This window comes from Bacillus cereus group sp. Bc031, from assembly GCF_027716265.1.
GTDB lineage: Bacteria > Bacillota > Bacilli > Bacillales > Bacillaceae_G > Bacillus_A > Bacillus_A paranthracis.
Map to the genome: position 1 here is coordinate 36,550 of NZ_JAQFUL010000016.1, position 25,403 is coordinate 61,952.

The window sequence follows — 25,403 nt, forward strand, 5'->3', positions numbered from 1 at the left end:
TCCCTCTCCTTATGTACGATAACAAGCGTTTATTTTCACATATTCATAACTTAAGTCACAGCCCCAAGCTGATCCGGTCTCTTCACCTAAATGTAAATACACATCAATGACTATTTCATCTTCTTGTAATCTCTCTTTCATTTCCTCTTCAGAAAACATTTGAGGTTCACTATTTTTCAGCACAACGATAGATTGAAGAGTAATATCAATTGTATTTGGATTAATCGCTACTTCACTTTGTCCAATGCTGCTAATAATTCGCCCCCAGTTTGGGTCTTCACCATGTATTGCTGTTTTCACAAGACTCGAACCGACTATTTGTTTTGCGATTTTCTTTGCCTCTTCATTCGTTTGAGCTCCTAGCACATTTACTTCTATTAACTTCGTAGCGCCTTCACCATCTTGTGCAATTTTTTTTGCTAAATCTTCACATACCTTCTGTAAGGCAAATATGAAAGTTTCCCAATCTGCATGTTCCATATCGATTGGTTTCGTTTCTGATAATCCACTTGCCATAGCGATGACCATATCATTCGTAGAAGTATCGCCATCCACCGTAATTTGATTAAATGTATGATTCGTTATTTGTGATAATGCGGTTTGCAATACGTCATGCTCTATATGAGCGTCTGTCGTAATAAAACTTAGCATCGTTGCCATATTTGGATGAATCATCCCTGAACCTTTCGCAACACCAGCAATCATCACTTTCTTTCCATCAATCATCATCTCATAGCAAGTTTCTTTCGTTATAAGATCCGTCGTTAAGATTGCTTCAGAAAAAGAATGAGCTTCATTTTCTTCCTTCGCCGGGATAAGAGTTGCAATTCCCTTTCGGATTATATCCATCGGCAACGGAACACCAATTACACCTGTTGAAGCTACTGCAACATAATTTTCTTTCACTCCAAAATGTTCCGCCCCTAATGCACGCATCTCGTATGCATCTTGTAATCCTTTCATCCCTGTACAAGCATTTGCATTTCCACTATTGACGATAATAGCTTGTAATTTCCCCTCAGTCGTTATACTATCCTTCGTTACTTGCAAGGGGGCTGCTTGTATTTGATTTGTTGTATAAACAGCAGCACATGATGCTGGTGTATCACAAACGATTGCCCCTAAATCCTTTTTCTCCTTTTTCAAACCAATTGCATTGCCAATGGCCGAGAAACCTTTTGGAGTTACAATCGAACCATTTTCTACTTTTGTAATAGACGCTACTTTAATCATCATGTCCCCCCTTATAGATAAAGCGGCATATGTTGTAAACCTGTTGTTTCTTCTAGTCCCGCTATTATGTTTGCATTTTGAATTGCTTGCCCAGCCGCACCTTTCATCATATTGTCTATAACAGAAACGACTGTCACTCTTCCTGTTCTTTCATCGTAAGCTATCCCCATATCACAATAATTTGAGCCCCTCACTTCTTTCGGACTTGGAAACTCTCCTTGCAGACGAATTCGAATGAAAGGCGATTGTTCATACGTTTCTTCATATAATTTTTGAAGTTGTTCTATTTCCATTTCTCGTTTTACTTTCGCATAAAGTGTAACCATAATCCCCCGTGATATCGGTATTAAATGTGTACTAAACGTGATTGGCTTCGTTTCCCTATTCCACTCCGCAAGCATTTGCTCAATCTCAGGAACGTGTTGATGCTCATTTACTTTATAAATACGCAAGTTATCGTATAACTCAGGAAAGTGAGTCATCGTTGTTGGCGTTTTTCCTGCTCCAGATACTCCTGATTTCGCATCAATAATAATCGAATCTTCTTCAATTATGCCGCTACGAACTAATGGCAATGTCGCTAATAATGCAGCTGTAGCAAAACATCCTGGGTTTGCAATTAAATTTGCATTTTGAACCTCGGACCTTTTCCATTCACTTAGCCCATATACAGCTTTACTAAGAATTTCTTCTTTTGCAGCTGCCCTTTTGTACCACTGTTCATATATGAAAGGATCTTTCATACGAAAGTCTCCAGATAGGTCAATTACTTTTAAACCTACTGCTAATAATTTTGGAGTTAGCTCTGCTGATACTCCTGCCGGGGTTGCCAAAAATACAATTTCTGCTTCTTTCACTATTTCCTCCGCATCAATTTCTTGTAACGTATGAACAAGAACATTTTGAAAATGCGGATATACATTTGTTATACACTCGCCAACTTGTGAAAAAGAATGGAGAGATGCTATCGAAAAATATGGATGTTGCTCTAATAACCGAATTAATTCAATACCTCCATACCCAGTTGCTCCAATAATCGCGACCTTCATATGCTCCTCCTCATATTGATTCTTTAAATTAAGTATGATTATAATATTGTATATTTATAGAGTCAATTAAATATTTATAAATTTTACAAACTTAAAAAACTTAATTTTACTAGAAAAATAATATGCACAACCGAATTTTTATACAAAAATAGTGCATAGTAGTTTTTTTATTTCACTTCAAGTACAATAAAACAATACATACGTACATACAGGCGAGGAAAACATGAATGAAAAATTAATTGAGAAAATGATTATAAAAAGTTTTCAGCAATATCAATGTAGTCCTATGTCAAATGAGGATCAGGAAATGCTTGTTAAACATATTCAAGCAATAATTCATTCAAATACTAAAATTGATGTATACGAGGCAGTTGAGGATATCGTTTACGATTATGTGACTGGAAAATAAAAAATAGGAGATTTCCATATGGAAATCTCCTATTTTTTACTTAATGATTTACCTGCAACACGCTCAAATAAACCTGGGAATAAAGCATACAGTTTCGGACCAATGCCCATCCATTTCGGTAAATTTACTTCACGCTTTTTCGTTTGCATTGATTTTACAATTTGCTCTGCTACATATGTTGGTTTTAACATGTATCGTCCCATATTTTTCACATATGTACCGGATTGATCAGCTATTTCAAAAAAGTTTGTATCTATCGGACCTGGATTAATCGCTGTTACGAAAACATTCGTACTAGACAACTCCATGCGTAAACTATTCGTAAATCCTAGTACTGCATGTTTCGTTGCTGCATACGCACTCGATTTCGGCGTTGCAATTTTCCCAGCAAGTGAAGCAATATTAATAATATGCCCTTCGTTTCTTTTCACCATATAAGGTAGTACCGCTTTCGTGCAAGCTACTAATCCAAATACATTTACTTGGAACATATCTTTCACTTCATCCATTGACGCATCTTCAAACGTTTTAAAAATACCAAATCCCGCATTGTTTACTAATATATCAATACGTCCTACCTCTTGTAATACTTTTGAAAAAACAGATTGTACTTCCGTCTCTTCACTTACATCTAATACATAATAATAGCAAGGCGTATTATAAGTTTCTTTAATTTTGTCTGCTAGCGCTTTTAATTTCTCTTCTGTTCTAGCCATTAATACTGGAGTCGCCCCCTGCTCTGCAACTTGCATTGCAACTTGCTCTCCAATTCCACTAGAAGCACCTGTAATGACGATTACTTTATTTTGTAAACGTCCCGTCATTGCTGTCACCTACTTTGCATAATAAATCAATTGTTGCGAAGATTCATCAATCATCACTTGTTGATTATATGCTAAAAAGTCTAATTGTCCAACCGTTTCTGAAATAGTAAGTGGCAATTGTTCCTTATACAATACCGGAAATAGTTTTACACATACTTCAAATGCTGTCATTGGTTTTTCCTTTAATAACTCAAGCACTTTAAATGCACGTGTTTCTTGCTTTTGTAATCTCGTTTCAATAAGTTGTTTCACATGGAGAACATCTTCTCCATGTCCTGATAAAATGCGCGAAATATTCATTTCACTTAAACGCTTTAACGTTTGATTATATTGTAATAACGGGCGCGCCCTTTCTGTTTGTCCTTCATATGGTGGTTCTAATATTGGATTCGAAGAAATATGACTAATGAGAGCATCCCCTCCAATTAGTATTCCATCAGATTCTCTATATAATGAAATATGAGTGGAAGCATGACCTGGTGTTTCAATTACTGTAAAACCAGGCATTGAATCAATACGATCTCCCTCTCTCACAGTATGCGTTAACGATCTATTACAAGAATATTTCAATGTCCTTGTCGTCAATAACGCCTCGTCTTTCAAAAACGCTGCTGGAACACCAAATTGCAAGGCTGTCTCTCTAAAAAACTCATGATACCGCTTTAAAAACTCTGGATTTTGCGTAATCCACGGCTCGTTCCAAAGATGTCCAATAATGTTCGTTTTCTCAGAAAATATATTTAAAAGCCCACAATGATCCGCATGATGATGCGTAATGACTACTGTTTCAATATCTTCTAGCGCATATCCTAATGCACCTAATTGACTCTCTAACGCACTTCTTGCCTCCTCTGTATTCGTCCCTGTATCAATTAATGTTAATGTCTCCCCCTCAACTAAAAACACATTTACAGTTTCAACTGCAAATGGCACAGGAATCTCCATTCGGTGAATCGCCGTCATGCTTAGCCCCCCTGTCTCTTTCCGGTTCAAAAATGAATACTTCTTCAGTTTACAACTTCCTTATATATTTGTCATTATTTTCAGATAAAAAGAGGTGTTTCCTATTTAAAAACGAATGTATGTACATTTATAAGAATTTCTAACCAAATTTAAAGGAGGAACATCATGTCTATTCAAAACATTTCCTTTCTCGGTGCAGGCTCTATTGCTGAAGCGATTATTGGTGGCTTATTACATGCAAACGTTGTGAAAGGCGAACAAATTACCGTAAGTAATCGTTCTAACGAGACAAGGTTGCAGGAGCTACATAAAAAATATGGCGTCAAAGGAACACATAATAAAAAAGAACTACTTACTGATACAAATATTCTTTTTCTAGCCATGAAACCAAAAGATGTTGCAGAAGCGCTTACCCCTTTTAAAGAAGACATACATAATAACCTGCTTATTATTTCGTTATTAGCAGGTGTTTCTACTCATTCAATTAGAAATCTACTTCAAAAAGACGTTCCGATTATTCGTGCCATGCCAAATACATCTGCAGCTATTTTAAAATCAGCTACTGCTATCTCGCCTTCTAAACATGCAACAAAGGAACATATTCAAACTGCCATAGCTTTATTTGAAACGATCGGTCTCGTCTCTGTTGTAGAAGAAGAAGATATGCATGCTGTCACTGCATTATCTGGAAGTGGGCCTGCTTATATTTATTACGTAGTAGAAGCGATGGAAGAAGCCGCAAAAGAAATCGGTTTAAAAGAAGATGTTGCAAAGTCACTTATTCTTCAAACAATGATTGGTGCTGCTGAAATGCTAAAAGCAAGTGAAAAACATCCTTCTATTTTGCGAAAGGAAATTACTTCTCCTGGTGGAACGACCGAAGCAGGCATTGAAGTATTACAAGAACATAAATTTCAACAAGCACTTATTTCCTGTATTACACAGGCAGCGCAACGATCACATAACCTTGGGGAAACGTTAGAACAATTAACAAAAGAAAAATAAAAAATGGAGCTCAATCTTACTTGAGCTCCATTTTTTTATAAACATATATTGTTTAGTTATTCGTCTTCCCAAAAATCTCTTCTTGCAGACGACGACCAGTCGGTGTTGCTGCAAGTCCACCTTCAGCTGTTTCACGAAGTGCTACTGGCATCGTTTGTCCAATTCTAAACATCGCCTCAATTACTTCATCACATGGAATCGTACTCGTTACACCAGCTAATGCTAAATCAGCTGAAATCATCGCATTTGCAGCTCCTGCTGCATTACGTTTTACGCAAGGTACTTCTACAAGTCCTGCAACAGGATCGCATACTAAACCAAGCATGTTCTTTAATGAAATTGCCATCGCTGTAGCTGCTTGGTCTTGTGTTCCACCAGCCATTTCAACTGCAGCTGCAGCTGCCATTCCACTTGCTGAACCAACTTCAGCTTGGCATCCTCCCGCTGCACCAGAAATACAAGCGTTATTCGCAACAACCATACCGAAAGCTCCCGCTGTAAATAAGAATTCAATCATTTCTTCACGTGTAGGCTGCAATTTTTCTCTTAGTGCAAATAGTACACCTGGCACTGTTCCAGCAGACCCTGCTGTTGGTGTTGCACAAATAATTCCCATCGCTGCGTTTACTTCATTTGTTGCAACAGCTTTACTCACTGCGTCCAAAATCGTATCTCCAGATAAGCCTTTTCCACTCTTCATATACGCCTGAACTTTTACAGCATCTCCACCAGTTAAACCAGTTGGTGATTTCACTCCGCGAATACCACGTTCTACCGCTTGCTCCATCACGACTAAGTTCTTTTCCATACCAGCAATTACTTCTTCACGTGAAATACTTCTTGTTTCCATTTCACATTGAATCATAATTTCTGCGATTTTTACATTTTGTTCTTTAGCTTGCGCCACTAGTTCCGCTGCGTTCCGAAACATGGTGTGTCCCCCCTGCAATTATTCCATAATAGTTACTTGACAAATATTTTGTTGCGCTTTTATTTCTTCAATCACTTCATCTGCTAATATTTCATCTGTTTCGATGACCATAAGCGCTCTTCTTCCTTTTTCCTTACGAGAAACACTCATTGTACTAATGTTAATCTCGTGTTTCGCAAGGATTGAAGCTACTGCTGCAATAGCACCGAAGCGATCGTTATTTACAATAAGTAGTGCTGGACTCGTGCCTGATAATTGAAGATCGAATCCGTTTAATTCTACAACTTCAATTTTACCGCCACCAATTGAGCAAGCAACAACTTCAATTTCTTCTTCACCTTTATACAAACGAATTCTCGCTGTATTTGGGTGAGGTGCATTGGCATCCTCTTCAATAAATTCCACTTCAATTTCGCGCTCTTTTGCTATCTCTAGCGCCTCTGGAATACGTAAGTCATCTGTTTCAAACCCTAATATCCCACCTATTAGCGCTACATCTGTACCATGCCCACGATACGTTTTTGCAAATGATCCATATAATGAAATGCTTACTCTTTCTGGTTCATGACGAAACAGCTGGCGAGCAACTTGCCCCATTCTTGCTGCGCCTGCTGTATGTGAACTTGATGGACCAATCATAACTGGACCGATAATATCAAATACTGAGCGATACTTCATCATAACTCCCCCTAAACCTCTATGAAAAAATTTTTTACTATTCTATTAAGCTACCAAATCGGTTGCTTTTCCAGTTGTACTACGAATTTGTTCCGCTATACGAATTGGATCGTTTTTGAATAACAGTGAAGCGATATATCCTGAAATAATACCAGTTATAATATGAAATAAGAAACTTAGCATTACCTTCATTTACACATAATATAAGATAATCTACAGTAAAGTCTTGTAGCAATCCAAAGTTTAACACAGAACCCCTTACAAGCATAGCATAAACAAGTGAAACGCCCATTGCTTTCATACCTTTTGATGCCTTAAAGCTAAAAAGTGAAAAAGGCTTCATACAAATAATAGTAATGTCCTTCCTATTATAATTTCCATGTTGCCCTCTCACAATTTATTCAACTTCACTTGTTATGATAAACGTCTCAAACACATGTAGCCTACAGTAAATTATAATCTGTCCTCATTATAGCTTGTTTTTAATAAAACGCTTACTTTTAATGAATTTTAAAACTTCTGAATAACAATCCATTTTTGCTATTTGTACTACTTGTATGTCGTCCGACTTATATAACAGTTTTTCTAAACAATCGATACTATGTTGTTTCATCTTATATCTTTACATCATTAAAACTTTCTGTTTCATCCTATATAAGCGTAAAATGATAACAGTTTTATTTTTATTTTTTTTAGAAATAAAAAAATGGCAACCTTTCGTCACCATTTTTTCACAACATTATTATCTGTCCACTGGAAATGATTTTAAATCTGTAGCTATTTCTGTATTAGAAAATAGCTCTCTTGCCTCTTTCAATAATTCCTTATATGTATCCCCTTGATAACGAGAACTAATATGAGTTAATATTAATCGTTTTGCATTTGCCTGAAGTGCAATACTTGCAGCTTGCTTAGATGTGGAATGAAAATAATCATAAGCTTGTTGTTCATCTTCTGCTGCAAAAGTTGCTTCATGAACAAGTACGTCAGCGTCTTGTGCTAGCTCTCTACTCGCTTCACAATATCTCGTATCACCTAAAATGGTAATAATTCTTCCCTTTTGAGGTGGGCCGATAAAATCTTTTCCGTTTAGTATCGTACCATTTTCCAATTCAACCACTTCTCCATCTTTTAAACGTTTAAAGAGTGGACCTGGTTTCACGCCCATCTCCAGCAATTTATCGACTAAAAGGGCGCCTTGTATATCTTTCTCTATAATACGATACCCAAAACATTCAATACCGTGTGACAATCTTTTCGTTTCCACATGAAATTCATTATCTTCAAACACAGTACCTTCTTCTGTTATCTCAACAATTTCAAGCGGGTATTTTACATGTGTCGTACTTACTGATAATGCGACTTCAATAAATTGTTTAATTCCTTTTGGTCCATACACTGTTAAAGGTGTAGTCCCTCCTTGGAACGAACGGCTTCCTAATAAACCAGGCAATCCAAAAATATGATCACCATGTAAATGCGTAATAAATATTTTTTCAATGCGGCGTGGACGTACTGATGTATGTAATATTTGATGTTGTGTCGCCTCGCCACAATCAAATAACCAAGTCTGTCCTCGTTCTTCTAACAATTGCAAAGCAATTGCTGAAACGTTCCTTCCTTTCGAAGGAACACCTGCACCAGTTCCTAAAAATACAAATTCCACTTTCTTTCCTCCAGCTCTTTATATAATCTACCTTTCATCTTACGGAATGTTATTTCAAATGGCAAATCGAATTTACATAACCAATCATCTAGACAACTATATATCACGAACGTTATACTCAAAAAACTTAGCAATCGTTCGTGTTTTATGTTAAAATGATTATACTACATTTTAAGGGAGCGTTTTATTATGAAAGAAGCATTTCGTTTACAAACTGATTTTTCATCTTCATTTGATCGCTGGGTAAGTTCTTTCGTGTCTGATCACCCAGCACAATTAGAATGGACGACTTTGAAAGAATTAATCCATGAATATACAACAACACATACAAATGACTCGTTACCAACATATATTTCTTCAGCTTTCACATATTACGCACAACGTGTTTCAACAACAAATCGTTCAGAAATTGTTATTTTTGAAAATGCTACAATCTCATAATCTATAAAAAAAGCACTGTAATCAGTGCTTTTTTTATGTTTATTACGGTATTTATTTTCCAAATTTATTTCCAAAAACCCCCTCTTATTTCCTACTATATAGCCAAGATGAATCTATTTGAGTTTTCAAAAAAATATATTGACACTACAAAATTTCAGTGCTAACATTCAACGTGTAATTGAATATGGTCTCTGTTAGGTGAGGCTCCTGTATAGAGAAACGCTGCTGCCCAAAAATGTCGAGAGACGCCAATGGGTCAACAGGAAAGGTCGGAATGAAGGCCTTTTTTAACGTAGCTGGTTTCAGTACCTATGCTATACAGTGCTAAAACTCAACGAGGGAGAGGTGCGTATATTTTGTCATACACAAAACTGTTTTAATCTATATTTACTAACAGTCTTTGTCGTGGACTCTTTTAACTACGAATTCAGACCTTTACTCGTTTTGAGTAAAGGTCTTTTTACGTATATATGCACCTTACTATGAAACAAACATAGCATATTCAGAAACTACTAAATTGTACGGAGGTGAGGAACAGTTGGCAATTGATGATTCGGCCCAGATACCCATATGTTTTACGTTAATATTTCATCATGTAGGTAGGAAAGAAACTGTTCCTCCTAATTTTAAATAGTCGAGTAACAGCTTGTTTCCTCCTTCATGAAAAAGGAGGAACTACCGATGTTAAATTTACAAAAACAAGAAACGAAACATTCATACGATCAAGATTGTATGAAAACAAATCACAAATTATTAGTGGAAGTCGCAACGCAGGATGCAAACAAAGCGTTACGACTTTTAGAAACAACAGAAAATGGACTCTCTAAAGAAGAAGTGTCTCGTAGACTTTCTTTATATGGCCTTAATGAAATAGCTCATAATAAAACATTACCGTGGTACATTCAATTTCTGCTGGCTTTTAAAAATCCATTTATTTTTGTTTTATTAGCTCTCGGCGCACTTTTTTTTTTCACAGATGACATACAAGGAACGATTGTCGTATCTGTAATGGTAATGCTAAGTGCAACGATTCGCTTTTTACAAGAATTTCGTTCTCAAAAAGCTGCAGATCAGTTAAATGCTATGGTTCGAACAACGGCGAGTGTCTTTAGAATAGATGGATTTGTACACGAAACAAAAAATGTAAAAAATTTAAAGCAAACTGATACAACGGAAATTCCAATTGAGGAACTTGTACCTGGCGATATTATTTCACTTTCAGCCGGAGACATTGTTCCAGCTGATGTGCGTATTTTATCGGCTAAAGATTTATTTGTGAACCAATCTTCTTTAACAGGAGAAGCACTTCCTGTAGAAAAATACGAAAACTGCTACCATACAGAAAATAAACATCTATTACCGAAAAGCACGAAAAAAAATTACAATCCACTTGATATGGAAAATCTTTGCTTCATGGGGACAAATATTGTAAGTGGTAGCGCAAGAGCGGTTGTCATCTCCACAAGTACCGATACGTATTTTGGCTCTTTAGCAAATAAAGTAATCGGTAAGCGCGTAGAAACAAGCTTTGATAAAGGTGTAAACAAAGTAAGCTGGCTTTTAATTACATTCATGCTTATTATGGCACCTATCGTTCTTCTCATTAACGGATTCACAAAAGGGGATTGGCAAGAAGCTTTCTTCTTCGCTATTGCAATCGCAGTTGGTCTAACACCTGAAATGTTACCAATGATTGTGACTGCTAATTTAGCTAAAGGTGCCGTTAACATGTCTAAACAGAAAGTAATTGTAAAACAGCTGAATTCTATTCAAAACTTAGGTGCTATGAACATTCTTTGTACCGATAAAACAGGAACTTTAACAGAAGATAAAGTTGTACTTGTTCGCCACTTAGATCCTAATGGTAATACATGTAATCGTGTATTACACTTTGCCTATTTAAATAGCTTCTATCAAACAGGATTGAAAAATTTAATAGATAAAGCCGTTATAAAACATACAGAAGAAAATCAAAAATTTGATCCATCTGTTTTTCAAAAGCTAGATGAAATTCCATTTGACTTTGCTCGTCGGCGTATGTCCGTCATTGTAAAAAACAATTCAGGTGAACATACAATGGTCTGTAAAGGGGCTGTAGAAGAAATTTTATCTATTTGCAACTACACTGAAATAGATGGCAAAATTGCTTCTCTTACCGATGACATGCGCTTACATGTAAAACAACTAAGTGAAACTTTGAATAGTGAAGGTATGCGCGTTATTGTTGTAGCTTATAAAAAAAATAGACTAACAAATAATAAAGAGTACGCCGTACAAGATGAAAATGATATGATTCTCGCTGGATATATTGGCTTTTTAGATCCGCCGAAACCATCTGCCGCTACTGCCATTCAAGCATTACAAAAACATGGTGTACAAGTAAAAATTTTAACTGGTGATAACGAAATCGTGACAAAAAAGGTATGTAAAGAAGTTGGATTAAATATTGGCGAGCCTATCCTTGGTTACGAAATCGATGCTTTACCTGATAAAGCATTAGCAAAGCTAGCCGAAGAAACAACTGTTTTTGCTAAACTAAATCCAATGCAAAAATCCCGCATTATACGAGTATTACAAGGAAACGGACACACTGTAGGTTATATGGGAGATGGCATTAACGACGCCGTAGCGTTACGGGAAGCTGACGTTGGCATATGTGTTGATACTGCAACTGATATTGCAAAAGAGTCTTCCGATATTATTCTACTTGAAAAAAGTTTAATGATATTAGAAGCAGGTATTTTAGAAGGACGCACTACATTCGGTAATATTTTGAAATACATTAAAATGACAGCGAGCTCTAACTTCGGAAATGTATTTAGTGTGTTAGTAGCAAGTGCCTTCATTCCTTTCTTGCCGATGCTTGCCATTCACCTTTTAATTCAAAACTTACTTTATGATATTTCACAACTGTCTATCCCATGGGACAAAATGGATAAAGAGTTTTTAGAAAAACCAAGAAAATGGGATACTGCAAATTTACGGAACTTCATTATTTGCATCGGTCCCATTAGTTCCATATTTGATATCATCACCTATGTGGTCATGTGGAACGTCTTCAGTGCAAATACAGCTAGCGAACAATCATTATTCCAATCTGGTTGGTTTGTCGTTGGGTTGCTAACACAAACTTTAATTGTTCACATGATAAGAACACAGAAGATTCCATTTATTCAAAGTACCGCATCAGTACCGGTTCTTTTATTAACCGCTTGTATTATGATAATCGGAATTTATATTCCATTCTCGCCACTTGGAGCAGCCGTTGGATTACAAGCATTACCACTTAGCTATTTCCCTTGGTTAGTAGGGATACTATTAGGCTATGCTTTCTTAACACAATTCCTGAAAAATCTTTATATTAAAAAGTTTCATAGCTGGTTATAAAAATGAGAATGAGCGGGTGCTTCCCGCTCATTCTCAAAAACATAACTTGGACTTATATGTATGGAGGTGACCATGATGGTATGGTATGACATTGTACTAAGATTATTTATTGCAATTATTGTAGGTGCTTGCATCGGAATGGAACGACAATGGAGACATAGGATGGCTGGGCTCCGGACAAATGCTCTCGTATCACTTGGTGCCTGTATATTTGTTTTATTATCCGTCATGATTGATCACGATGCTAGCCCTTCACGTATTGCCTCTCAAGTCGTCAGTGGGATTGGTTTTTTAGGAGGCGGCGTTATTATCCGCGATGGTTTTAGTATTAGAGGGCTTAATACTGCGGCTACCCTATGGTGCGCAGCTGCTGTTGGTACTCTTACAGGCGCTGGTTTCCTCATTGCAGCTATATTAGGTGCAGCTGGTGTTTTACTAGCAAACATACTACTTCGCCCAATCGCTCTCTTTATGAATCAGAAATCAAAAGAAGAATCACCTGAACAAACGAACTACTTACTTTCTCTCACTTGTTCAGAAGAACATGAAGCCCATATTCGTTTTTTACTTATGCATATGGTAAGTTCTGAAGGCATTGGTTTAAAAGAATTGTATAGTGAAGACGTAGATTCTAATCAAAAAGTATGTATACAAGCGACATTACACTGCAACACAAATACAGCAGTCTTAATTGAAAAAATAGTGAGCAGAATGCTATTAGAATCTGGCGTTACTGCAGCTGGTTGGAAAACTTCATTAGATTTAGAAGCAAGTTGAACATAAAAGGTGTCATGATATTTACAGCTTCATGACACCTTCTACATAAACTTATTTTCTAATTTTTGCTGAAAAGACTTTTCTTGCTTACGTAATAATTGACTACCTCGTTGTAAAAGCGGCATTCCATACTTATCATTAATTTGATCAATGACAGCAAGTAGCGGCTCTTCTTTCGCATCTTCTTCAAATGAAAACAAATCTAATTGCTTCACCGATTCAGTCTTCCACTCTATTTCAGTAGCTGTAATACCTAATAAACGAACGGAATCGCCATCCCAATGTTGCTTCCATAAACGAGAGGCCGCTTGAAAAATATCTCGTTCTTCCCAAATGGCATTTTTCAATTGCTTACTCCTCGTTACTGTCCGCCTATCATGATATTTAATCATAATTTGAATATTATAACTGACAAGAGTTCGCTTTTGTAATCTTTTACTCACTGATTTTGATAGCCTTTCTAACATATCAAGTAATTCTTTTTCTTCATCCATATCCTTTGAAAAAGTCATCGAATTACCAACGCTTTTATGTTGTCCCATTTGACTCGGATCAACTTCTCTATCATCCACACCTTTTGCCCTTCTTTGTAAATCAACACCATGCTTTCCAATTTTAGCGCGAATGATATGTTCATTTCCTTTTGCTAACTGTTCAATTGTTTGTATATGAATATCTTTTAATTTCTCAGCTGTTTTTTCTCCAATTCCATGCATCGCTCCAACCGGAAGTGGCCAAATCATTTCTGGAATATCTCGTTTTCGGAGCACGGTAATACCGAGAGGCTTTTTCATATCAGAAGCTGTTTTTGCTAAGAAAAGGTTCGGAGCAATCCCGATGCTACACGGAAGCTGCAATTCTGTTAATAACGCCTGCTGAATCATCTTTGCTATTTCAAGAGGTGAACCGAGTGCGTAACAGTCTGTAATATCTAAATACCCCTCATCTATTGAGACTGGTTGTATTTTTTCCGTAAAACGGGAAAGAATTTGAAACATTTGAAATGAAGCTTCGCGATATAATGTAAAATTAGGGCGCCTTACAATTAATTGCGGACATAACCTTTTCGCTTCCCAAAGTGGCATCGTTGTACGTATTCCATATTCTCTCGCCTCATAACTACATGTTATGATAATTCCTTTTCTTTCTTTTTCATTTCCAGCAACCGCTAACGGCTTCCCTTGTAACGATGAGTCATGAGCAATTTCAACAGATGCGAAAAAACAATTCATATCTACATGTAAAATAACACGCCCTTTTTTTGGATACATTTCTCGCATAGTACTCACCCCCTAATCAGAACGTTCGTTCTTTTATTATAGCAAATTTTGCACAATAATTATAATTATTACTTGTTCTTTTCCATCATATTTATTGCTATAATTTAAATGAAGTGGATATTTTTGTAATTAGGGGTGATTATTATGAAATCAACTGATAAACTCAATTATACGTTTCTCATAATTATACTAATCGTCGCAATCAATTATTTACTTCTTCCTATATTTGATATAAACATAGCTGGTTTCTTTCCTCGTCTAGTCCATGTAGTAACAACTTACATACTGCCATGGATTTTCTTGTATTGGCTTATCCGCCTTGTAAAAGCAATCGAATCAAAGTAAAAAGCGTGTAAATCACAATTGATTTACACGCTTTTTTGTTATATTATTTCGCTACTTCCTCTATGATTGCAACAACTAATTCTGCTGTTTTCGCTAATTCTTCAACAGGAATCTTTTCGTTTGTTGTATGAATTTCTTCATAACCAACTGCTAAGTTAACTGTTGGAATTCCGTGTCCAGCAATTACGTTTGCATCACTTCCGCCACCACTTTGGTGAAGAGAAGGTGTACGACCAATTTTTTCAGCTGCGCGTTTTGCAACTTCTACAACATGATCGCCATCAGCAAATTTAAATCCTGGATACATAACCTTTACTTCAACATCTGCTTGGCCGCCCATTTCTTTTGCAGTTGTTTCAAATGCTTCTTTCATTTTCGCAACTTGTACTTCCATTTTTTCATTGATTAAAGAACGCGCTTCTGCAAAGATTTGTACATGATCGCAAACGATATTCGTTTGTGTACCACCTTCAAAACGTCCAATATTTGCAGTTGTTTCAGAATCAATACGACCAAGTGGCATTTTCGCAATTGCTTTCGCTGCGATAGTAATTGCAGATACACCTTTTTCTGGTGCTACACCAGCATGAGCTGTTTTCCCGCGAATAATCGCATTCACTTTCGCTTGTGTTGGAGCTGCAACAACGATTTCGCCAACTTTCCCATCGCTATCTAACGCGTAACCATATTTCGCTGTAATGCGCTCACGATCTAATGCTTTTGCACCAACAAGACCAGATTCTTCTCCAACTGTAATAATAAATTCAATTGTACCATGAGGGATATTTTTTTCTTTTAAAACACGGATTGCTTCGAACATGGATGCTAACCCCGCTTTATCATCCGCCCCTAAAATCGTAGTACCATCTGATACGATATATCCATCTTTAATAGAAGGCTTAATTCCATTACCAGGAACTACTGTATCCATATGAGAAGTAAAGTAAATTGTATCAACACCATCTTTTGTTGCTGGTAATGTACAAATTAAGTTACCTGCACCATGCCCAGTAACAGCCATTGTATCATCTTCAAATACTTCTACACCTAAATCTGTAAATTTCTTTGTTAATACTTTGCAAATTTCTGCTTCAAATTTCGTTTCAGAATCTACTTGTACTAACTCCATAAATTCATTTACTAAACGTTCTTGATTAATCATAAGACTGCGCCTCCTACACTACCATTATGTATGTAACACTATTAATTATAACAGAATTTCGCAAAAGTTTCGAAATACAAGACAAAAAACAGACGGTTTATATGTCTAGATAACCATCTGCTTTCTATTACTCATTTAACAATACCCAGCGCATATGATCTTCCCACACTCCATTAACCATTAACATCTTCCTAGACACGCCCTCATACTGAAAACCTATCTTCGTTACGACTTGTATAGATGCTAAATTTCGTGGCATAATCGGTGCTTCTATACGATGTAATTGAAATTCCTCAAAAGCAACTTGAATCGCTTTTCTAAGCGCTTCTGTCGTATAACCTTTGTTTAACTCTTCCTTATCTAATTTATAGCCGAGTACACAAGATTGGTAAATTCCACGAACAATTAAATTAAATGAAATACATCCAATTATTTTCGTATCATCACCTTTTTTAAAAATCCAAAGTCTGATGATTTTACCTTCTGCGATCTCTTTTCTATCCTTTTGTAACTTTTTCTTTTGATAATCTAACGTAAAAAAATCATCCGGTCTATACTCTTCCCAGGCTTTTAAAAATTCACGATTTCTGTCGTAATATTGAAGAACTTTTTCAGCATACGACTCATCAATTTCCCTTAAATGTAAACGATTTGTTTCATATATTTTCATCATCGTATCTCCATTCTTCAGCTTGCATAACAAAAAACTCATACCCTATCATTCTTATATATTCTCTACGTACATACAAATTTCCTGTTATACTTTACACACACTTCTCGAATTTTGTCATTTCTCTCCCCCTTGTCCACAATATCATTTCTCGTTACAATGATATTGTACTGATTTGCAAGGAGGTTTAACGATGCATAAAAAAGCTCAAAAAGTTATGATTTATGTAATGCTAATTTCTATGCTTGTAACAACATTACTTGCTGGCGCAAGTATGTTTTGGTAAAAAGGACGATCTGTTCGTCCTTTTTTTACTTTTTACACATAATAAAATAAACCATCTCGAAATCGAGATGGTTTATTTTATGTAAAGCACAATCGCTACAATACTAAAGAAAAATGACATTACAAGTGCTATCACAAAACTTGTATATTGTTTCTGCTGAAATGCCCCAATAACAAAAGTAAGATTAAGTAATGCCATACATACAATCGCTACAAGATAAGAACATATATTAAAAGTTGCCAATATGAATGTAATAATAAATAGAAATCCCATAAAAAACTGCATATACGAAAGTTTTGGATTCAAGTACATATGAGCAACCCCTTTATCTCATTTTATCTTTCTATACTCTCATTAACGCATGGTTATGTACACATGTCAAGACAACTTATTACAATAGAAAAAGCCAACTTTTCCGTTGACTTTTTCATATGCAATGGCTCCTTTTTCTTTTGCCAATTGCTGAAATGACTTTTTCGATTTTACAATCCATACTTTCGTTCCAATTGGAATGCGATCAAATAAATATTCCACATCATTTTTCTTCATTCTTATACATCCTTGTGAAATATACTTTCCAATTGAACTCGGTTGGTTTGTTCCATGTATTCCATATTTACTCCCATCAGTTCCTCTTGCATTAAATCCCATCCACCTAGATCCAAGTGGATTTTTCGGTGATCCCCCAGGAATATTCTTCACAATATAATATGGGTCCTTTGCTTTCATTACAATATCAAAAGTTCCCTCTGGGGTTAATTCATTTGTTTTTCCTGTCGCGACTGGAAAAACCTTTTGAATCTTTCCATCGTCAATATAAGCTAGTTTATTCGTCGCTTTATTTACAATAATGAAAGGATCACCGGCACGCGGATTATCACCAAGAGGCCAAATAGGCGATAAAGAAAGACATAATAGGAAAGAGAGAAGATACGGCATAGATAATTCCTACCTTCTATATAAGTTCTTTTATATTATCCTTTCCTTTAAAGCGACTTTTAATGAGTAAATATTGTTCCATTTCGTATACAAGTTGAACAAGTTTCGCACGTATCTCAAATTCTTCACGTGTAGCCGGCAATGGCATATCTCTAAATAATTCTCGCATTTCTTGAAGCTGCCTTAAAGAAATAACCCCGGTACTCTGAGGGCTAATAGCATTTCCAATGTTTTCAACCACATCCGCAATCATGTCCGCTTGTTCATATGTCCATGATAAAGAAGCTGCTAACGGAATCATTCGCTCTAAAATTTCGAATTGTTGCATACGCATATTGAAATAGCGATAGTAATAGTCATCTTCTCGCATAAATGCATTCTCAAGTTTCTTAAACGATAAATCTCTAGCTTCATTTAGCATCTGTTCAGTTTCAATAAGTTCTGCTCCGCTCCAACTACTTTCTCGGTTTCGTAAATATACAACCATTTCAAACAAAATCGTTTTAAAATTATTTTCTATTTTACCTTGATACTCTTTTAGCTTATTTTCACTACTTGGCATATACATATTTACTAATAGAGCCACGCTAATCCCTATCGTTAATATCGCAATTTCATTCCCAACAATAAGCCATGTAATTTGTTTCAATGAATATAGATGCATCACAATAACTGAACTCGTAACAATACCTTCTTGAATTTTAAACATGACTGCAGTCGGAATAAATGTAAGTAATAGTACGCTAATTGCTAGTGGTGTATATCCAATTGTTTCAAAAATACAAAATGCGAACACCATTGATAATACACAGGCTAAAAAACGGTGTAACGACACTTGAAGTGATTTACGTTTCGTATTTTGTACGCATAATATAACTAAAATACCCGCTGAACTATAAAATTCCAACCCTAATAACTGTGCAATAAAAACGGCTGCGCCTGTCCCTATTGCTGTTTTTACTGTACGGTATCCAATTTTGAACATAGCATTGCTCCTATATGTATAAACGTATTTACAGTTAGTATAAAAAAAGGATGACACAATGTCATCCTTTTCTACTTATTATTCACGTAACCTTTACATATTACAATATCTTTTGTAAAAATTGTTGCGCACGCTCACTTTTCGGTGCTGCAAAAAATTCTGCTGGCGCACTATCTTCTACAAGCTTTCCACCATCTAAAAAGAGAACACGATCTGCTACTTCTTTTGCAAATCCCATTTCATGTGTAACAATCGCCATTGTCATTCCTGTCGTAACTAATGATTTCATAACTTCTAACACTTCATTTACCATCTCTGGATCTAGTGCTGATGTCGGTTCATCAAATAACATTACTTCTGGTTCCATTGCTAACGCTCTTGCAATTGCTACACGTTGCTTTTGTCCTCCCGAAAGACGATTTGGATACGTATCTTTTTTATCTAATAAGCCGACCTTTTCTAACAGTTTTTCGGCTTTCTTTTCAGCTTCTTGTTTCGTTACTCCTTTTACATTGATAGGAGCATACGTAATATTTTCTAATACAGTCATATGAGGAAATAGGTGAAAATGCTGAAATACCATTCCGACATTTTCACGAACGTGCATAATATTCGTTTTTGGATTCGTTACTTCTTCCGTTCCAATCCAAATGTGACCATTTGTCGGTGCTTCTAACACATTCATACAACGTAAAAATGTTGATTTCCCTGATCCAGACGGTCCAATAATTGCTACTACTTCCCCTTTTTCAATCGTTGTTGTAATCCCTTTTAATACTTCGTTTTTTCCAAATGATTTATGAAGGTTTTCAATTTTAATCACTTTTCTTCATTCTCCCTTCAATTGCCTTCCCGACTAATGTAAGAATAATGACTAGCATATAATAAATGAGTCCAACAAAAAGTAATGGTTCAAGGTATTTAAAAGTCTCCCCGCCTACGATATAAGCACGACGCATTAAATCCGTTGCTCCTATTACTGTTACTACAGCCGATTCTTTCGTAAGTGTCGCAAACTCGTTTACAAGTGCCGGTAATATATTTTTTAAAGCTTGAGGAAAAATGATATTTCGCATCATTTTTCCGTATGGAATTCCTAAAGCCATCGCCGCTTCTGTTTGTCCTTTATCAACCGCTTGAATGCCGGCACGGATTACTTCTGACATATATGCACCTGAATTTAAGCTAAATGCAAGTACAGCTGCTAAGAATGCCGGTATTTCATAACCAATTATTTGCGGGACACCGAAATAAATAATCATTAATTGCAATACAAGTGGTGTACCACGGAAAATTGACGTATAAAGATCTGCCGCTATATTTAATGCTCGTATTCTAGCAATTTTGCAAAGTGCTAATAACGTCCCTAAAAGAAACCCTGCTAAAGCTGATACTGCTACAATTTTCAAAGTAACTTCTAGACCTTTTAATATATATGGTATCGAAGGCGTAATCGCCGAAAAATCTAAGTTCATTCTTTTCATTCCCCTCACAGAAAAGTGAAAGGCAGCTTATTTTTCGCTGCCAAACCATTTCTTCACTAATTTATCCATTTCTCCATTTTCTTGCATTTTTTTAATTACTTTATTAAATTCAGCTGTTTTATCACTGTTTTTCGGAAGGGCAATTGCTGCTCCAACTTCTTCTGGAGCTTCTTTAATTTCAATTCCTTGTAAATCTTTCATTTTCTCTAAATAATTTTTAGCAACTGTGTCTTCTATAATTGCAGCATCAAAACGACCAGCTTTAATTTCTTGTACGATTTCTGGTATACGGTCACGTCCCTCAACTTTGAAATCTACTTGCTTTTTAAATTCTGCTGCTTTCTCTTCTTGAATAGATCCTGTTTGTACCCCTACTTTTTTCCCTTTTAAATCCTCTATAGATTTAATGTTAGAGTCTTTTTTAGAAACGACCATGTTTTTCGCAACAAAGTAAATATCTGTGAAATCAACATTATTTTTACGCTCTGCAGTTGGCGTCATACCTGCCATTACGAAATCAACTTTTCCTGAGCTAAGAGATGCTAATAAACCACCAAAATCCATATCTTTCACTTTCACTTCATAACCAAGTTCTTTTCCGATATATTTAGCAACATCAACATCAAAGCCGATAATTTCATCACTCTTTGAAGCTTCTACGTATTCATATGGTTTATAATCTGCTGAAGTCCCCATAACGAGTACTTTTTTATTTTTTCCAGTAGCCTTTTCTTCCCCATTACTACAAGCACTGAACATACTTACAATTAAAATAAGTGCAAACGATATTGATAATAACTTCTTCATCTTTCTTCCCCCTAATAATGTATATTTAAAAGTTTAATAGAATATTTATTCGATGTTTGTATTGTATCAGCACTTTTATTTTTATGCAATATATAAAATAAAAATAAATATAAAACGAGTTAAAATACAGTTATCCGTGTATAAAAAGATGCATAAAATAACAAAACTATGCATATCCCAAAAATTTTAATACGAAATAAAAAAAGGCGGTACATCCACTTGAGTATGGACGTACCGCCTTTTCATTTATTTTTATAAGGACTTATAATCAGTTGGGATGAACCACCTCCACTGATTATAGTTCTTCGCAATTCTCTTCGAAATACGATTGTAGTTTTGCAATAACTTGCATCGGTTCATGACCTTCAATTTCATGACGCTCTACCATCGTTACAATTTTTCCATCTTTTAATAAAGCAAATGATGGAGAAGATGGTGGATACCCTTCGAAATATTCACGAGCTCTTGCTGTCGCTTCTTTATCTTGACCTGCAAACACCGTTACAAGGTGGTTAGGACGTTTATCATAATGTACAGAATGCGCAGCAGCAGGACGAGCAATACCGCCTGCACAACCACATACAGAGTTTACCATTACAAGTGTTGTTCCATTTCTTTTAAACGCTTCGTCTACTGCTTCTGGCGTCGTCAATTCTGTATATCCAGCAGAGACAATCTCTTCACGCGCTTGGCGGACAACATCATTCATAAAAAAGTTAAAATTAATCAATCTTTTCCCTCCTCTAAAACTACCTATTTGTATCTTACCAGTTAATGTTTATGAAATACAAGTAAGTTTACTTGTATTTCAGCATAGAAAAGGTGTTAGAGCTCTTGCTCTAACACCTTTTCTCAATGACCACGATGTTTTTGCTTTGCTTTTTGTACTTTGATTAAACGTCTTCTTTGTTTTTCAGCCTCTCGCTTCTCCTTAGATTGCACTTTCTTTTCTTGTTTATGCAGTTCATAAGATAAGCTAATTGCCTCTTGCGCCTTAGTAAAGCGGTTTACATTTACTTCTTTTGCAGCTTGTCGTATGATTCGCTTTATATTTTTGGGACGCTGTTTTTCTTTCACTTCCACGCCACATTTTGCAAAGTGCTGAAAATACGCTAACATTGAACCGTTCACAAATATAAGCACTTCTTCGTCTGAAGGTTCCGTTCCAAAAATATATCTCGCTCCATACAACTTCCCTTTTTCTTTACATGTAATGATTCCAACAAAAAATTGGCCATCGTGATATACTGTCAAATCCATTGACAGCCCCCCCTAAAAAAATTAGAAATACGGGACATCCCGGAGGGGAAGGTTACTGACATGAAATCATGCGTCTGGACTACCAACCAGAACTGTGTTTTTGTATTTCTTTCACTATTATTATATCTTTTTTTCCATAATCTTCATATATTCACTAATCATTTTTTTATGCGACCCAACAATATAGTCAGGTAGTTCTGTTAGTGGGAAGAATTTAAGCTGAACCGCTTCTTCTTTGTTCATAACAAAATCTCCATCGTATTCGTCCGTATAATAAGCGGTCGTTACAGATTGAAATTCATCACCGTTTGCTAATTTTGTAAAATAGTTCGCTCCAGAAAACACATTGATTAATCGTAGGTTCTTCACCTTTATTCCTGTTTCTTCGTATACCTCACGAAAAGCAGTTTCTTCTGGTGATTCACTAAGCTCCATTAATCCACCAGGCAGCCCCCATTTTCCGTAAGGCTCTGTTCTTTGTTGTAATAATACATATCTATTTTCATTTATAACGAGTACAACAGCACCAACTAAAATTAAAGGGCGATGACCAACTATTTTCCGTAATTCTTCTACATATCCCATCGTATCCCTCCTTTTTCGTTGTCCACACTATTGTATCATATGTATGAAACGACAAAATGCGTATATTTTTCATTTTTTTAACAAAATATTTATTTTATGTGTTTCATCTACTGTAGCTAACAAAATGGATTCAACTTCTGCGTTTTTCTCTAGAAATTCTCTCGCCCATTCTTCTGTTTTCCCTAATAATGCAAGAACATCTTGCTGAATGCTCCCATCCTTTACTAATACAAAAGAAACTGGAGATTTTTTTCCCGCCACTTTTAGATCAAGTCGGGAAACTGCCTCATATTCTGGATACCGAAATATAGAAACGACACCGTTCGCTTCCCATAATGCTAATTTGATTGTTTGAATATCGCTCACATTTCGCATACGAAGTTCTGAAAATAAATATTCCACGGTAATTCTCGCTTTTTTCAAATTGCTAAAATCAATGGAGCCGTTGTGTATAAGAATGATAGGTGCTGGCTCTAAAAAGCGTCTCCATCTATCCCACTTCAACATTAAAACTGAACTTATAATATGAAGTACAACGAGTATAAACGTTGTAATCATCGAGCCCATTAATCCTACTTTTTCATCAGACAATGCGTTAGAAATATTCCCGCCAAGCAATAACACCAATACAACATCTAAAAAGCGAAGTTGTGCGATGGACCTTTGCCCCATCGCTTTCGCAACTAATATTAAAAATATGTATGCTATAATAGCCCGAATAACCCATTCACTATTAGAAAGATGCCGTGCTCCCTCAAAAATATGCATATGCATCACTTTGCACTCCTTACATCCTAAACTGCTAGTCTGTTTTAGTTTGCAACGTTTATGAGTATATATGTAAAAAAGCTGGTTCGTTTAAAAACGAACCAGCTTTTTTTACTTAACGGAAAACATATACTTTTTATACGTTTTTCGTACCGATAATATGAGACCCATCATAATCATATTCGAGAACAAGGAACTTCCCCCATACGATAAGAAAGGTAATGCAATCCCTTTTACAGGCATTAATCCAACAATCATACCGATATTTTGGAATATTTGAACCGTTAATATCCCAATTGACCCAGCACATAATAATGTACCGAATAAATTATCAGCAGAATAACCGATAATAATTGTTCTATATAGTAGTAATAAGAACAAGAATACAACTAACGCTGCTACGATAAATCCACCTTCTTCGGCAATTGTAGCGAAAATAAAGTCTGTATGCTTCTCAGGGATATAAACATTCCCTTCGCCAAACCCTTTCCCTTCCATACCGCCACTACCTACAGCTAAAATTGATTGCTGTGTTTGATAACCTTGATCTGTATGTTCAAATGGATCTAACCAACCTAAAATACGTGATTGTTGGTGCGGTTTTAGTAGCGTAACTAACTTATTAAAGAAGAAATCCTCATACCTTACGTAAATAAATATTAACGTGGATAGTATGGTGACTGGAATAACTGTACATAACGCTATCAATTTCTTCTGAATACCTGACATAAATAAAATACATGCAATGGCAGCAGCGTATAAGAACACCATCCCCGTATCCGGTTGGCTATATACAACAGCCATAGGCGGGAGGGATACTAGCATAATTTTACCTACTAATTTTAAGTCCGTTTGAAATGTCCTTGCCATATACTGCGCATTATGTTTCACTGCTATACTTGCTACTACGAGAAGCAATGAAATTTTGAAAAACTCAGATGGCTGAATTTGTCCAACTAACGGAAATACAAACCATCTTTTTGCACCTAATTTTTCAGGTGTGAAATTGGAAACCGGTAGTATTTTCAAAAGAATAAGTGAAGCAAATCCAACGATATAAAGTGGCCAAGACAATTTTTGTAATTGATCTAAGTCGATGCTTGCAACAAGCAATAACAATACAACCCCAATTATGTAGTTCAAACCTTGTTTCATCGCAAAGTTTGCCTCTCCATATTGGCCAGTTTGCTGACTGCTATATATAGCAGCTATACTTGTAACACATAATGCTAACAAAATTAAAATTAATTTTACATCTAAACTTTTTAGAAACTCGGTACTTCTTTTCATGACATCCTCCTGAAACATTGTTACAGCAAAATAAAAAACCAGGAGTCAACATTCTTCATGTTTTGACGACTGATTACACATTATCTATAAAACACTTATATAGAATAACTCTCTTTTTCATACAATACAATATATTATACTACAGTTTCGTCAGTAAGATTTGCCAAAAAAATTATTCT

General features: G+C 35.9%; 29 protein-coding genes and 1 riboswitch. Of the genes, 7 read left to right on the forward strand and 22 right to left on the reverse strand.

The genetic code is table 11. The annotated features are described in order from the left end of the window. Positions 1-9: 9 nt before the first annotated feature. Entirely contained in the window at positions 10-1,233 is a 1,224-nt protein-coding gene (gene argJ, locus PDQ33_RS09020) for a bifunctional glutamate N-acetyltransferase/amino-acid acetyltransferase ArgJ (protein WP_061132221.1), read from the reverse strand. Between the two features lie 11 nt (positions 1,234-1,244). After that, positions 1,245-2,282: an N-acetyl-gamma-glutamyl-phosphate reductase gene (argC, locus tag PDQ33_RS09025; protein ID WP_000861218.1), complete on the reverse strand. Its 1,038-nt coding sequence runs from the start codon at positions 2,280-2,282 to the stop codon at positions 1,245-1,247. 223 nt (positions 2,283-2,505) lie between these two features. On the opposite strand from argC, the gene PDQ33_RS09030 reads away from it, so the two are divergent. Continuing rightward, positions 2,506-2,691: a YqzH family protein gene (locus PDQ33_RS09030; RefSeq protein ID WP_001003229.1), complete on the forward strand. Its 186-nt coding sequence runs from the start codon at positions 2,506-2,508 to the stop codon at positions 2,689-2,691. A gap of 29 nt (positions 2,692-2,720) precedes the next feature. Here PDQ33_RS09030 and PDQ33_RS09035 read toward each other — a convergent pair whose 3' ends face one another. Both PDQ33_RS09035 and PDQ33_RS09040 read right to left on the reverse strand, forming a co-directional pair. Beyond that, on the reverse strand, positions 2,721-3,515 hold the full coding sequence (locus PDQ33_RS09035; protein WP_000147804.1) for an SDR family oxidoreductase: 795 nt from the start codon (positions 3,513-3,515) through the stop codon (positions 2,721-2,723). 9 nt (positions 3,516-3,524) lie between these two features. Then, positions 3,525-4,478, reverse strand: coding sequence for an MBL fold metallo-hydrolase (locus PDQ33_RS09040; protein ID WP_270755374.1), 954 nt, complete (start codon positions 4,476-4,478; stop codon positions 3,525-3,527). Between the two features lie 165 nt (positions 4,479-4,643). Between PDQ33_RS09040 and proI the strand changes: the two genes are divergently transcribed. Continuing rightward, on the forward strand, positions 4,644-5,483 hold the full coding sequence (proI, locus tag PDQ33_RS09045; protein WP_000027256.1) for a pyrroline-5-carboxylate reductase ProI: 840 nt from the start codon (positions 4,644-4,646) through the stop codon (positions 5,481-5,483). Between the two features lie 52 nt (positions 5,484-5,535). Here proI and sdaAA read toward each other — a convergent pair whose 3' ends face one another. The 4 genes from sdaAA to rnz form a co-directional block, all read right to left on the reverse strand. After that, positions 5,536-6,414, reverse strand: a complete 879-nt coding sequence (sdaAA, locus tag PDQ33_RS09050; protein ID WP_000489462.1) for an L-serine ammonia-lyase, iron-sulfur-dependent, subunit alpha — start codon at positions 6,412-6,414, stop codon at positions 5,536-5,538. Between the two features lie 18 nt (positions 6,415-6,432). Next, positions 6,433-7,092, reverse strand: coding sequence for an L-serine ammonia-lyase, iron-sulfur-dependent subunit beta (gene sdaAB, locus PDQ33_RS09055; RefSeq protein WP_000877446.1), 660 nt, complete (start codon positions 7,090-7,092; stop codon positions 6,433-6,435). Positions 7,093-7,137: 45 nt separating this feature from the next. Further along, positions 7,138-7,275, reverse strand: a complete 138-nt coding sequence (locus PDQ33_RS09060; protein WP_154214285.1) for a hypothetical protein — start codon at positions 7,273-7,275, stop codon at positions 7,138-7,140. Between the two features lie 559 nt (positions 7,276-7,834). After that, positions 7,835-8,758: a ribonuclease Z gene (rnz, locus tag PDQ33_RS09065; RefSeq protein ID WP_000397443.1), complete on the reverse strand. Its 924-nt coding sequence runs from the start codon at positions 8,756-8,758 to the stop codon at positions 7,835-7,837. Positions 8,759-8,947: 189 nt separating this feature from the next. Between rnz and PDQ33_RS09070 the strand changes: the two genes are divergently transcribed. The 3 genes from PDQ33_RS09070 (at position 8,948) to PDQ33_RS09080 (ending at position 13,363) form a co-directional block, all read left to right on the forward strand. Continuing rightward, positions 8,948-9,199 (forward strand): DUF3932 family protein, encoded by a 252-nt coding sequence (locus tag PDQ33_RS09070; protein ID WP_061132219.1) that lies wholly within the window; start codon positions 8,948-8,950, stop codon positions 9,197-9,199. Between the two features lie 183 nt (positions 9,200-9,382). Continuing rightward, positions 9,383-9,550: riboswitch (M-box (ykoK) riboswitch) on the forward strand. A 330-nt stretch (positions 9,551-9,880) separates the two neighbouring features. Beyond that, positions 9,881-12,586, forward strand: coding sequence for a magnesium-translocating P-type ATPase (mgtA, locus tag PDQ33_RS09075; RefSeq protein ID WP_270755371.1), 2,706 nt, complete (start codon positions 9,881-9,883; stop codon positions 12,584-12,586). A gap of 75 nt (positions 12,587-12,661) precedes the next feature. Continuing rightward, the gene (locus PDQ33_RS09080) at positions 12,662-13,363 is read left to right on the forward strand and encodes an MgtC/SapB family protein (protein WP_000262357.1); all 702 of its coding nucleotides are present in this window, start codon (positions 12,662-12,664) and stop codon (positions 13,361-13,363) included. A gap of 41 nt (positions 13,364-13,404) precedes the next feature. Here PDQ33_RS09080 and PDQ33_RS09085 read toward each other — a convergent pair whose 3' ends face one another. Continuing rightward, on the reverse strand, positions 13,405-14,643 hold the full coding sequence (locus tag PDQ33_RS09085) for a DNA polymerase IV (protein ID WP_061132217.1): 1,239 nt from the start codon (positions 14,641-14,643) through the stop codon (positions 13,405-13,407). A 144-nt stretch (positions 14,644-14,787) separates the two neighbouring features. Here PDQ33_RS09085 and PDQ33_RS09090 point away from each other — a divergent pair, with 144 nt between their 5' ends. After that, entirely contained in the window at positions 14,788-14,988 is a 201-nt protein-coding gene (locus tag PDQ33_RS09090) for a hypothetical protein (protein ID WP_000842869.1), read from the forward strand. A gap of 43 nt (positions 14,989-15,031) precedes the next feature. Here PDQ33_RS09090 and PDQ33_RS09095 read toward each other — a convergent pair whose 3' ends face one another. Together PDQ33_RS09095 and PDQ33_RS09100 are read right to left on the reverse strand one after the other, a co-directional pair. Beyond that, a complete protein-coding gene (locus tag PDQ33_RS09095; protein ID WP_000609811.1) occupies positions 15,032-16,150 on the reverse strand; it encodes a tripeptidase T in 1,119 nt (372 codons plus the stop codon). 127 nt (positions 16,151-16,277) lie between these two features. After that, positions 16,278-16,823 (reverse strand): GNAT family N-acetyltransferase, encoded by a 546-nt coding sequence (locus PDQ33_RS09100; protein ID WP_001993297.1) that lies wholly within the window; start codon positions 16,821-16,823, stop codon positions 16,278-16,280. Positions 16,824-17,013: 190 nt separating this feature from the next. Here PDQ33_RS09100 and prli42 point away from each other — a divergent pair, with 190 nt between their 5' ends. Continuing rightward, positions 17,014-17,106 (forward strand): stressosome-associated protein Prli42, encoded by a 93-nt coding sequence (gene prli42, locus PDQ33_RS09105; protein WP_000549038.1) that lies wholly within the window; start codon positions 17,014-17,016, stop codon positions 17,104-17,106. 72 nt (positions 17,107-17,178) lie between these two features. On the opposite strand, the gene PDQ33_RS09110 is transcribed toward prli42, so the two are convergent. From PDQ33_RS09110 to PDQ33_RS09160, 11 genes are all read right to left on the reverse strand, one after another. Beyond that, a complete protein-coding gene (locus PDQ33_RS09110) occupies positions 17,179-17,418 on the reverse strand; it encodes a DUF3894 domain-containing protein (protein ID WP_000281163.1) in 240 nt (79 codons plus the stop codon). A 66-nt stretch (positions 17,419-17,484) separates the two neighbouring features. Further along, positions 17,485-18,045, reverse strand: a complete 561-nt coding sequence (locus PDQ33_RS09115; protein WP_061132216.1) for a L,D-transpeptidase — start codon at positions 18,043-18,045, stop codon at positions 17,485-17,487. A gap of 16 nt (positions 18,046-18,061) precedes the next feature. After that, positions 18,062-19,030: an aromatic acid exporter family protein gene (locus PDQ33_RS09120; RefSeq protein ID WP_000472680.1), complete on the reverse strand. Its 969-nt coding sequence runs from the start codon at positions 19,028-19,030 to the stop codon at positions 18,062-18,064. 100 nt (positions 19,031-19,130) lie between these two features. Then, on the reverse strand, positions 19,131-19,853 hold the full coding sequence (locus PDQ33_RS09125; RefSeq protein WP_270755369.1) for an amino acid ABC transporter ATP-binding protein: 723 nt from the start codon (positions 19,851-19,853) through the stop codon (positions 19,131-19,133). Continuing rightward, the gene (locus PDQ33_RS09130; protein WP_001046921.1) at positions 19,846-20,505 is read right to left on the reverse strand and encodes an amino acid ABC transporter permease; all 660 of its coding nucleotides are present in this window, start codon (positions 20,503-20,505) and stop codon (positions 19,846-19,848) included. Before PDQ33_RS09130 ends, PDQ33_RS09125 begins: the two co-directional genes overlap by 8 nt. Before the next feature lie 36 nt (positions 20,506-20,541). Then, positions 20,542-21,321 carry a transporter substrate-binding domain-containing protein gene (locus PDQ33_RS09135; protein ID WP_000735471.1) on the reverse strand — a complete coding sequence of 260 codons (780 nt, stop codon included), beginning with the start codon at positions 21,319-21,321 and terminating at the stop codon, positions 20,542-20,544. A gap of 295 nt (positions 21,322-21,616) precedes the next feature. Continuing rightward, positions 21,617-22,030, reverse strand: coding sequence for a BrxA/BrxB family bacilliredoxin (locus PDQ33_RS09140; RefSeq protein WP_001998211.1), 414 nt, complete (start codon positions 22,028-22,030; stop codon positions 21,617-21,619). Positions 22,031-22,173: 143 nt separating this feature from the next. Beyond that, positions 22,174-22,581 (reverse strand): YjdF family protein, encoded by a 408-nt coding sequence (locus PDQ33_RS09145; protein WP_000366594.1) that lies wholly within the window; start codon positions 22,579-22,581, stop codon positions 22,174-22,176. A 120-nt stretch (positions 22,582-22,701) separates the two neighbouring features. After that, positions 22,702-23,166, reverse strand: coding sequence for an NUDIX hydrolase (locus tag PDQ33_RS09150; protein WP_014481752.1), 465 nt, complete (start codon positions 23,164-23,166; stop codon positions 22,702-22,704). Positions 23,167-23,235: 69 nt separating this feature from the next. After that, positions 23,236-23,940 (reverse strand): DUF421 domain-containing protein, encoded by a 705-nt coding sequence (locus tag PDQ33_RS09155; RefSeq protein ID WP_000550968.1) that lies wholly within the window; start codon positions 23,938-23,940, stop codon positions 23,236-23,238. Positions 23,941-24,045: 105 nt separating this feature from the next. After that, complete coding sequence (locus tag PDQ33_RS09160) at positions 24,046-25,224, reverse strand: FtsW/RodA/SpoVE family cell cycle protein (protein WP_000831200.1); 1,179 nt, start codon at positions 25,222-25,224, stop codon at positions 24,046-24,048. Between the last annotated feature and the right edge of the window lie 179 nt (positions 25,225-25,403).

Coding starts and splice junctions, on each gene's coding strand:
- prli42 (WP_000549038.1), top strand. CDS start 17,014: ATGCATAAAAAAGCTCAAAAAGTTATGATTTATGTAATGCTAATTTCT.
- PDQ33_RS09035 (WP_000147804.1), bottom strand. CDS start 3,515: ATGACGGGACGTTTACAAAATAAAGTAATCGTCATTACAGGTGCTTCT.
- PDQ33_RS09155 (WP_000550968.1), bottom strand. CDS start 23,940: ATGCATATGCATATTTTTGAGGGAGCACGGCATCTTTCTAATAGTGAA.
- PDQ33_RS09115 (WP_061132216.1), bottom strand. CDS start 18,045: ATGCCGTATCTTCTCTCTTTCCTATTATGTCTTTCTTTATCGCCTATT.
- PDQ33_RS09060 (WP_154214285.1), bottom strand. CDS start 7,275: ATGCTAAGTTTCTTATTTCATATTATAACTGGTATTATTTCAGGATAT.
- sdaAB (WP_000877446.1), bottom strand. CDS start 7,092: ATGAAGTATCGCTCAGTATTTGATATTATCGGTCCAGTTATGATTGGT.
- argJ (WP_061132221.1), bottom strand. CDS start 1,233: ATGATTAAAGTAGCGTCTATTACAAAAGTAGAAAATGGTTCGATTGTA.
- PDQ33_RS09080 (WP_000262357.1), top strand. CDS start 12,662: ATGGTATGGTATGACATTGTACTAAGATTATTTATTGCAATTATTGTA.
- argC (WP_000861218.1), bottom strand. CDS start 2,282: ATGAAGGTCGCGATTATTGGAGCAACTGGGTATGGAGGTATTGAATTA.
- mgtA (WP_270755371.1), top strand. CDS start 9,881: ATGTTAAATTTACAAAAACAAGAAACGAAACATTCATACGATCAAGAT.
- PDQ33_RS09090 (WP_000842869.1), top strand. CDS start 14,788: ATGAAATCAACTGATAAACTCAATTATACGTTTCTCATAATTATACTA.
- sdaAA (WP_000489462.1), bottom strand. CDS start 6,414: ATGTTTCGGAACGCAGCGGAACTAGTGGCGCAAGCTAAAGAACAAAAT.
- PDQ33_RS09130 (WP_001046921.1), bottom strand. CDS start 20,505: ATGAACTTAGATTTTTCGGCGATTACGCCTTCGATACCATATATATTA.
- PDQ33_RS09110 (WP_000281163.1), bottom strand. CDS start 17,418: ATGTACTTGAATCCAAAACTTTCGTATATGCAGTTTTTTATGGGATTT.
- PDQ33_RS09100 (WP_001993297.1), bottom strand. CDS start 16,823: ATGATGAAAATATATGAAACAAATCGTTTACATTTAAGGGAAATTGAT.
- PDQ33_RS09120 (WP_000472680.1), bottom strand. CDS start 19,030: ATGTTCAAAATTGGATACCGTACAGTAAAAACAGCAATAGGGACAGGC.
- PDQ33_RS09145 (WP_000366594.1), bottom strand. CDS start 22,581: ATGGATTTGACAGTATATCACGATGGCCAATTTTTTGTTGGAATCATT.
- PDQ33_RS09160 (WP_000831200.1), bottom strand. CDS start 25,224: ATGAAAAGAAGTACCGAGTTTCTAAAAAGTTTAGATGTAAAATTAATT.
- PDQ33_RS09030 (WP_001003229.1), top strand. CDS start 2,506: ATGAATGAAAAATTAATTGAGAAAATGATTATAAAAAGTTTTCAGCAA.
- proI (WP_000027256.1), top strand. CDS start 4,644: ATGTCTATTCAAAACATTTCCTTTCTCGGTGCAGGCTCTATTGCTGAA.
- PDQ33_RS09150 (WP_014481752.1), bottom strand. CDS start 23,166: ATGGGATATGTAGAAGAATTACGGAAAATAGTTGGTCATCGCCCTTTA.
- PDQ33_RS09140 (WP_001998211.1), bottom strand. CDS start 22,030: ATGAATGATGTTGTCCGCCAAGCGCGTGAAGAGATTGTCTCTGCTGGA.
- PDQ33_RS09070 (WP_061132219.1), top strand. CDS start 8,948: ATGAAAGAAGCATTTCGTTTACAAACTGATTTTTCATCTTCATTTGAT.
- PDQ33_RS09095 (WP_000609811.1), bottom strand. CDS start 16,150: ATGATTAATCAAGAACGTTTAGTAAATGAATTTATGGAGTTAGTACAA.
- PDQ33_RS09135 (WP_000735471.1), bottom strand. CDS start 21,321: ATGAAGAAGTTATTATCAATATCGTTTGCACTTATTTTAATTGTAAGT.
- PDQ33_RS09085 (WP_061132217.1), bottom strand. CDS start 14,643: ATGCGAGAAATGTATCCAAAAAAAGGGCGTGTTATTTTACATGTAGAT.
- PDQ33_RS09040 (WP_270755374.1), bottom strand. CDS start 4,478: ATGACGGCGATTCACCGAATGGAGATTCCTGTGCCATTTGCAGTTGAA.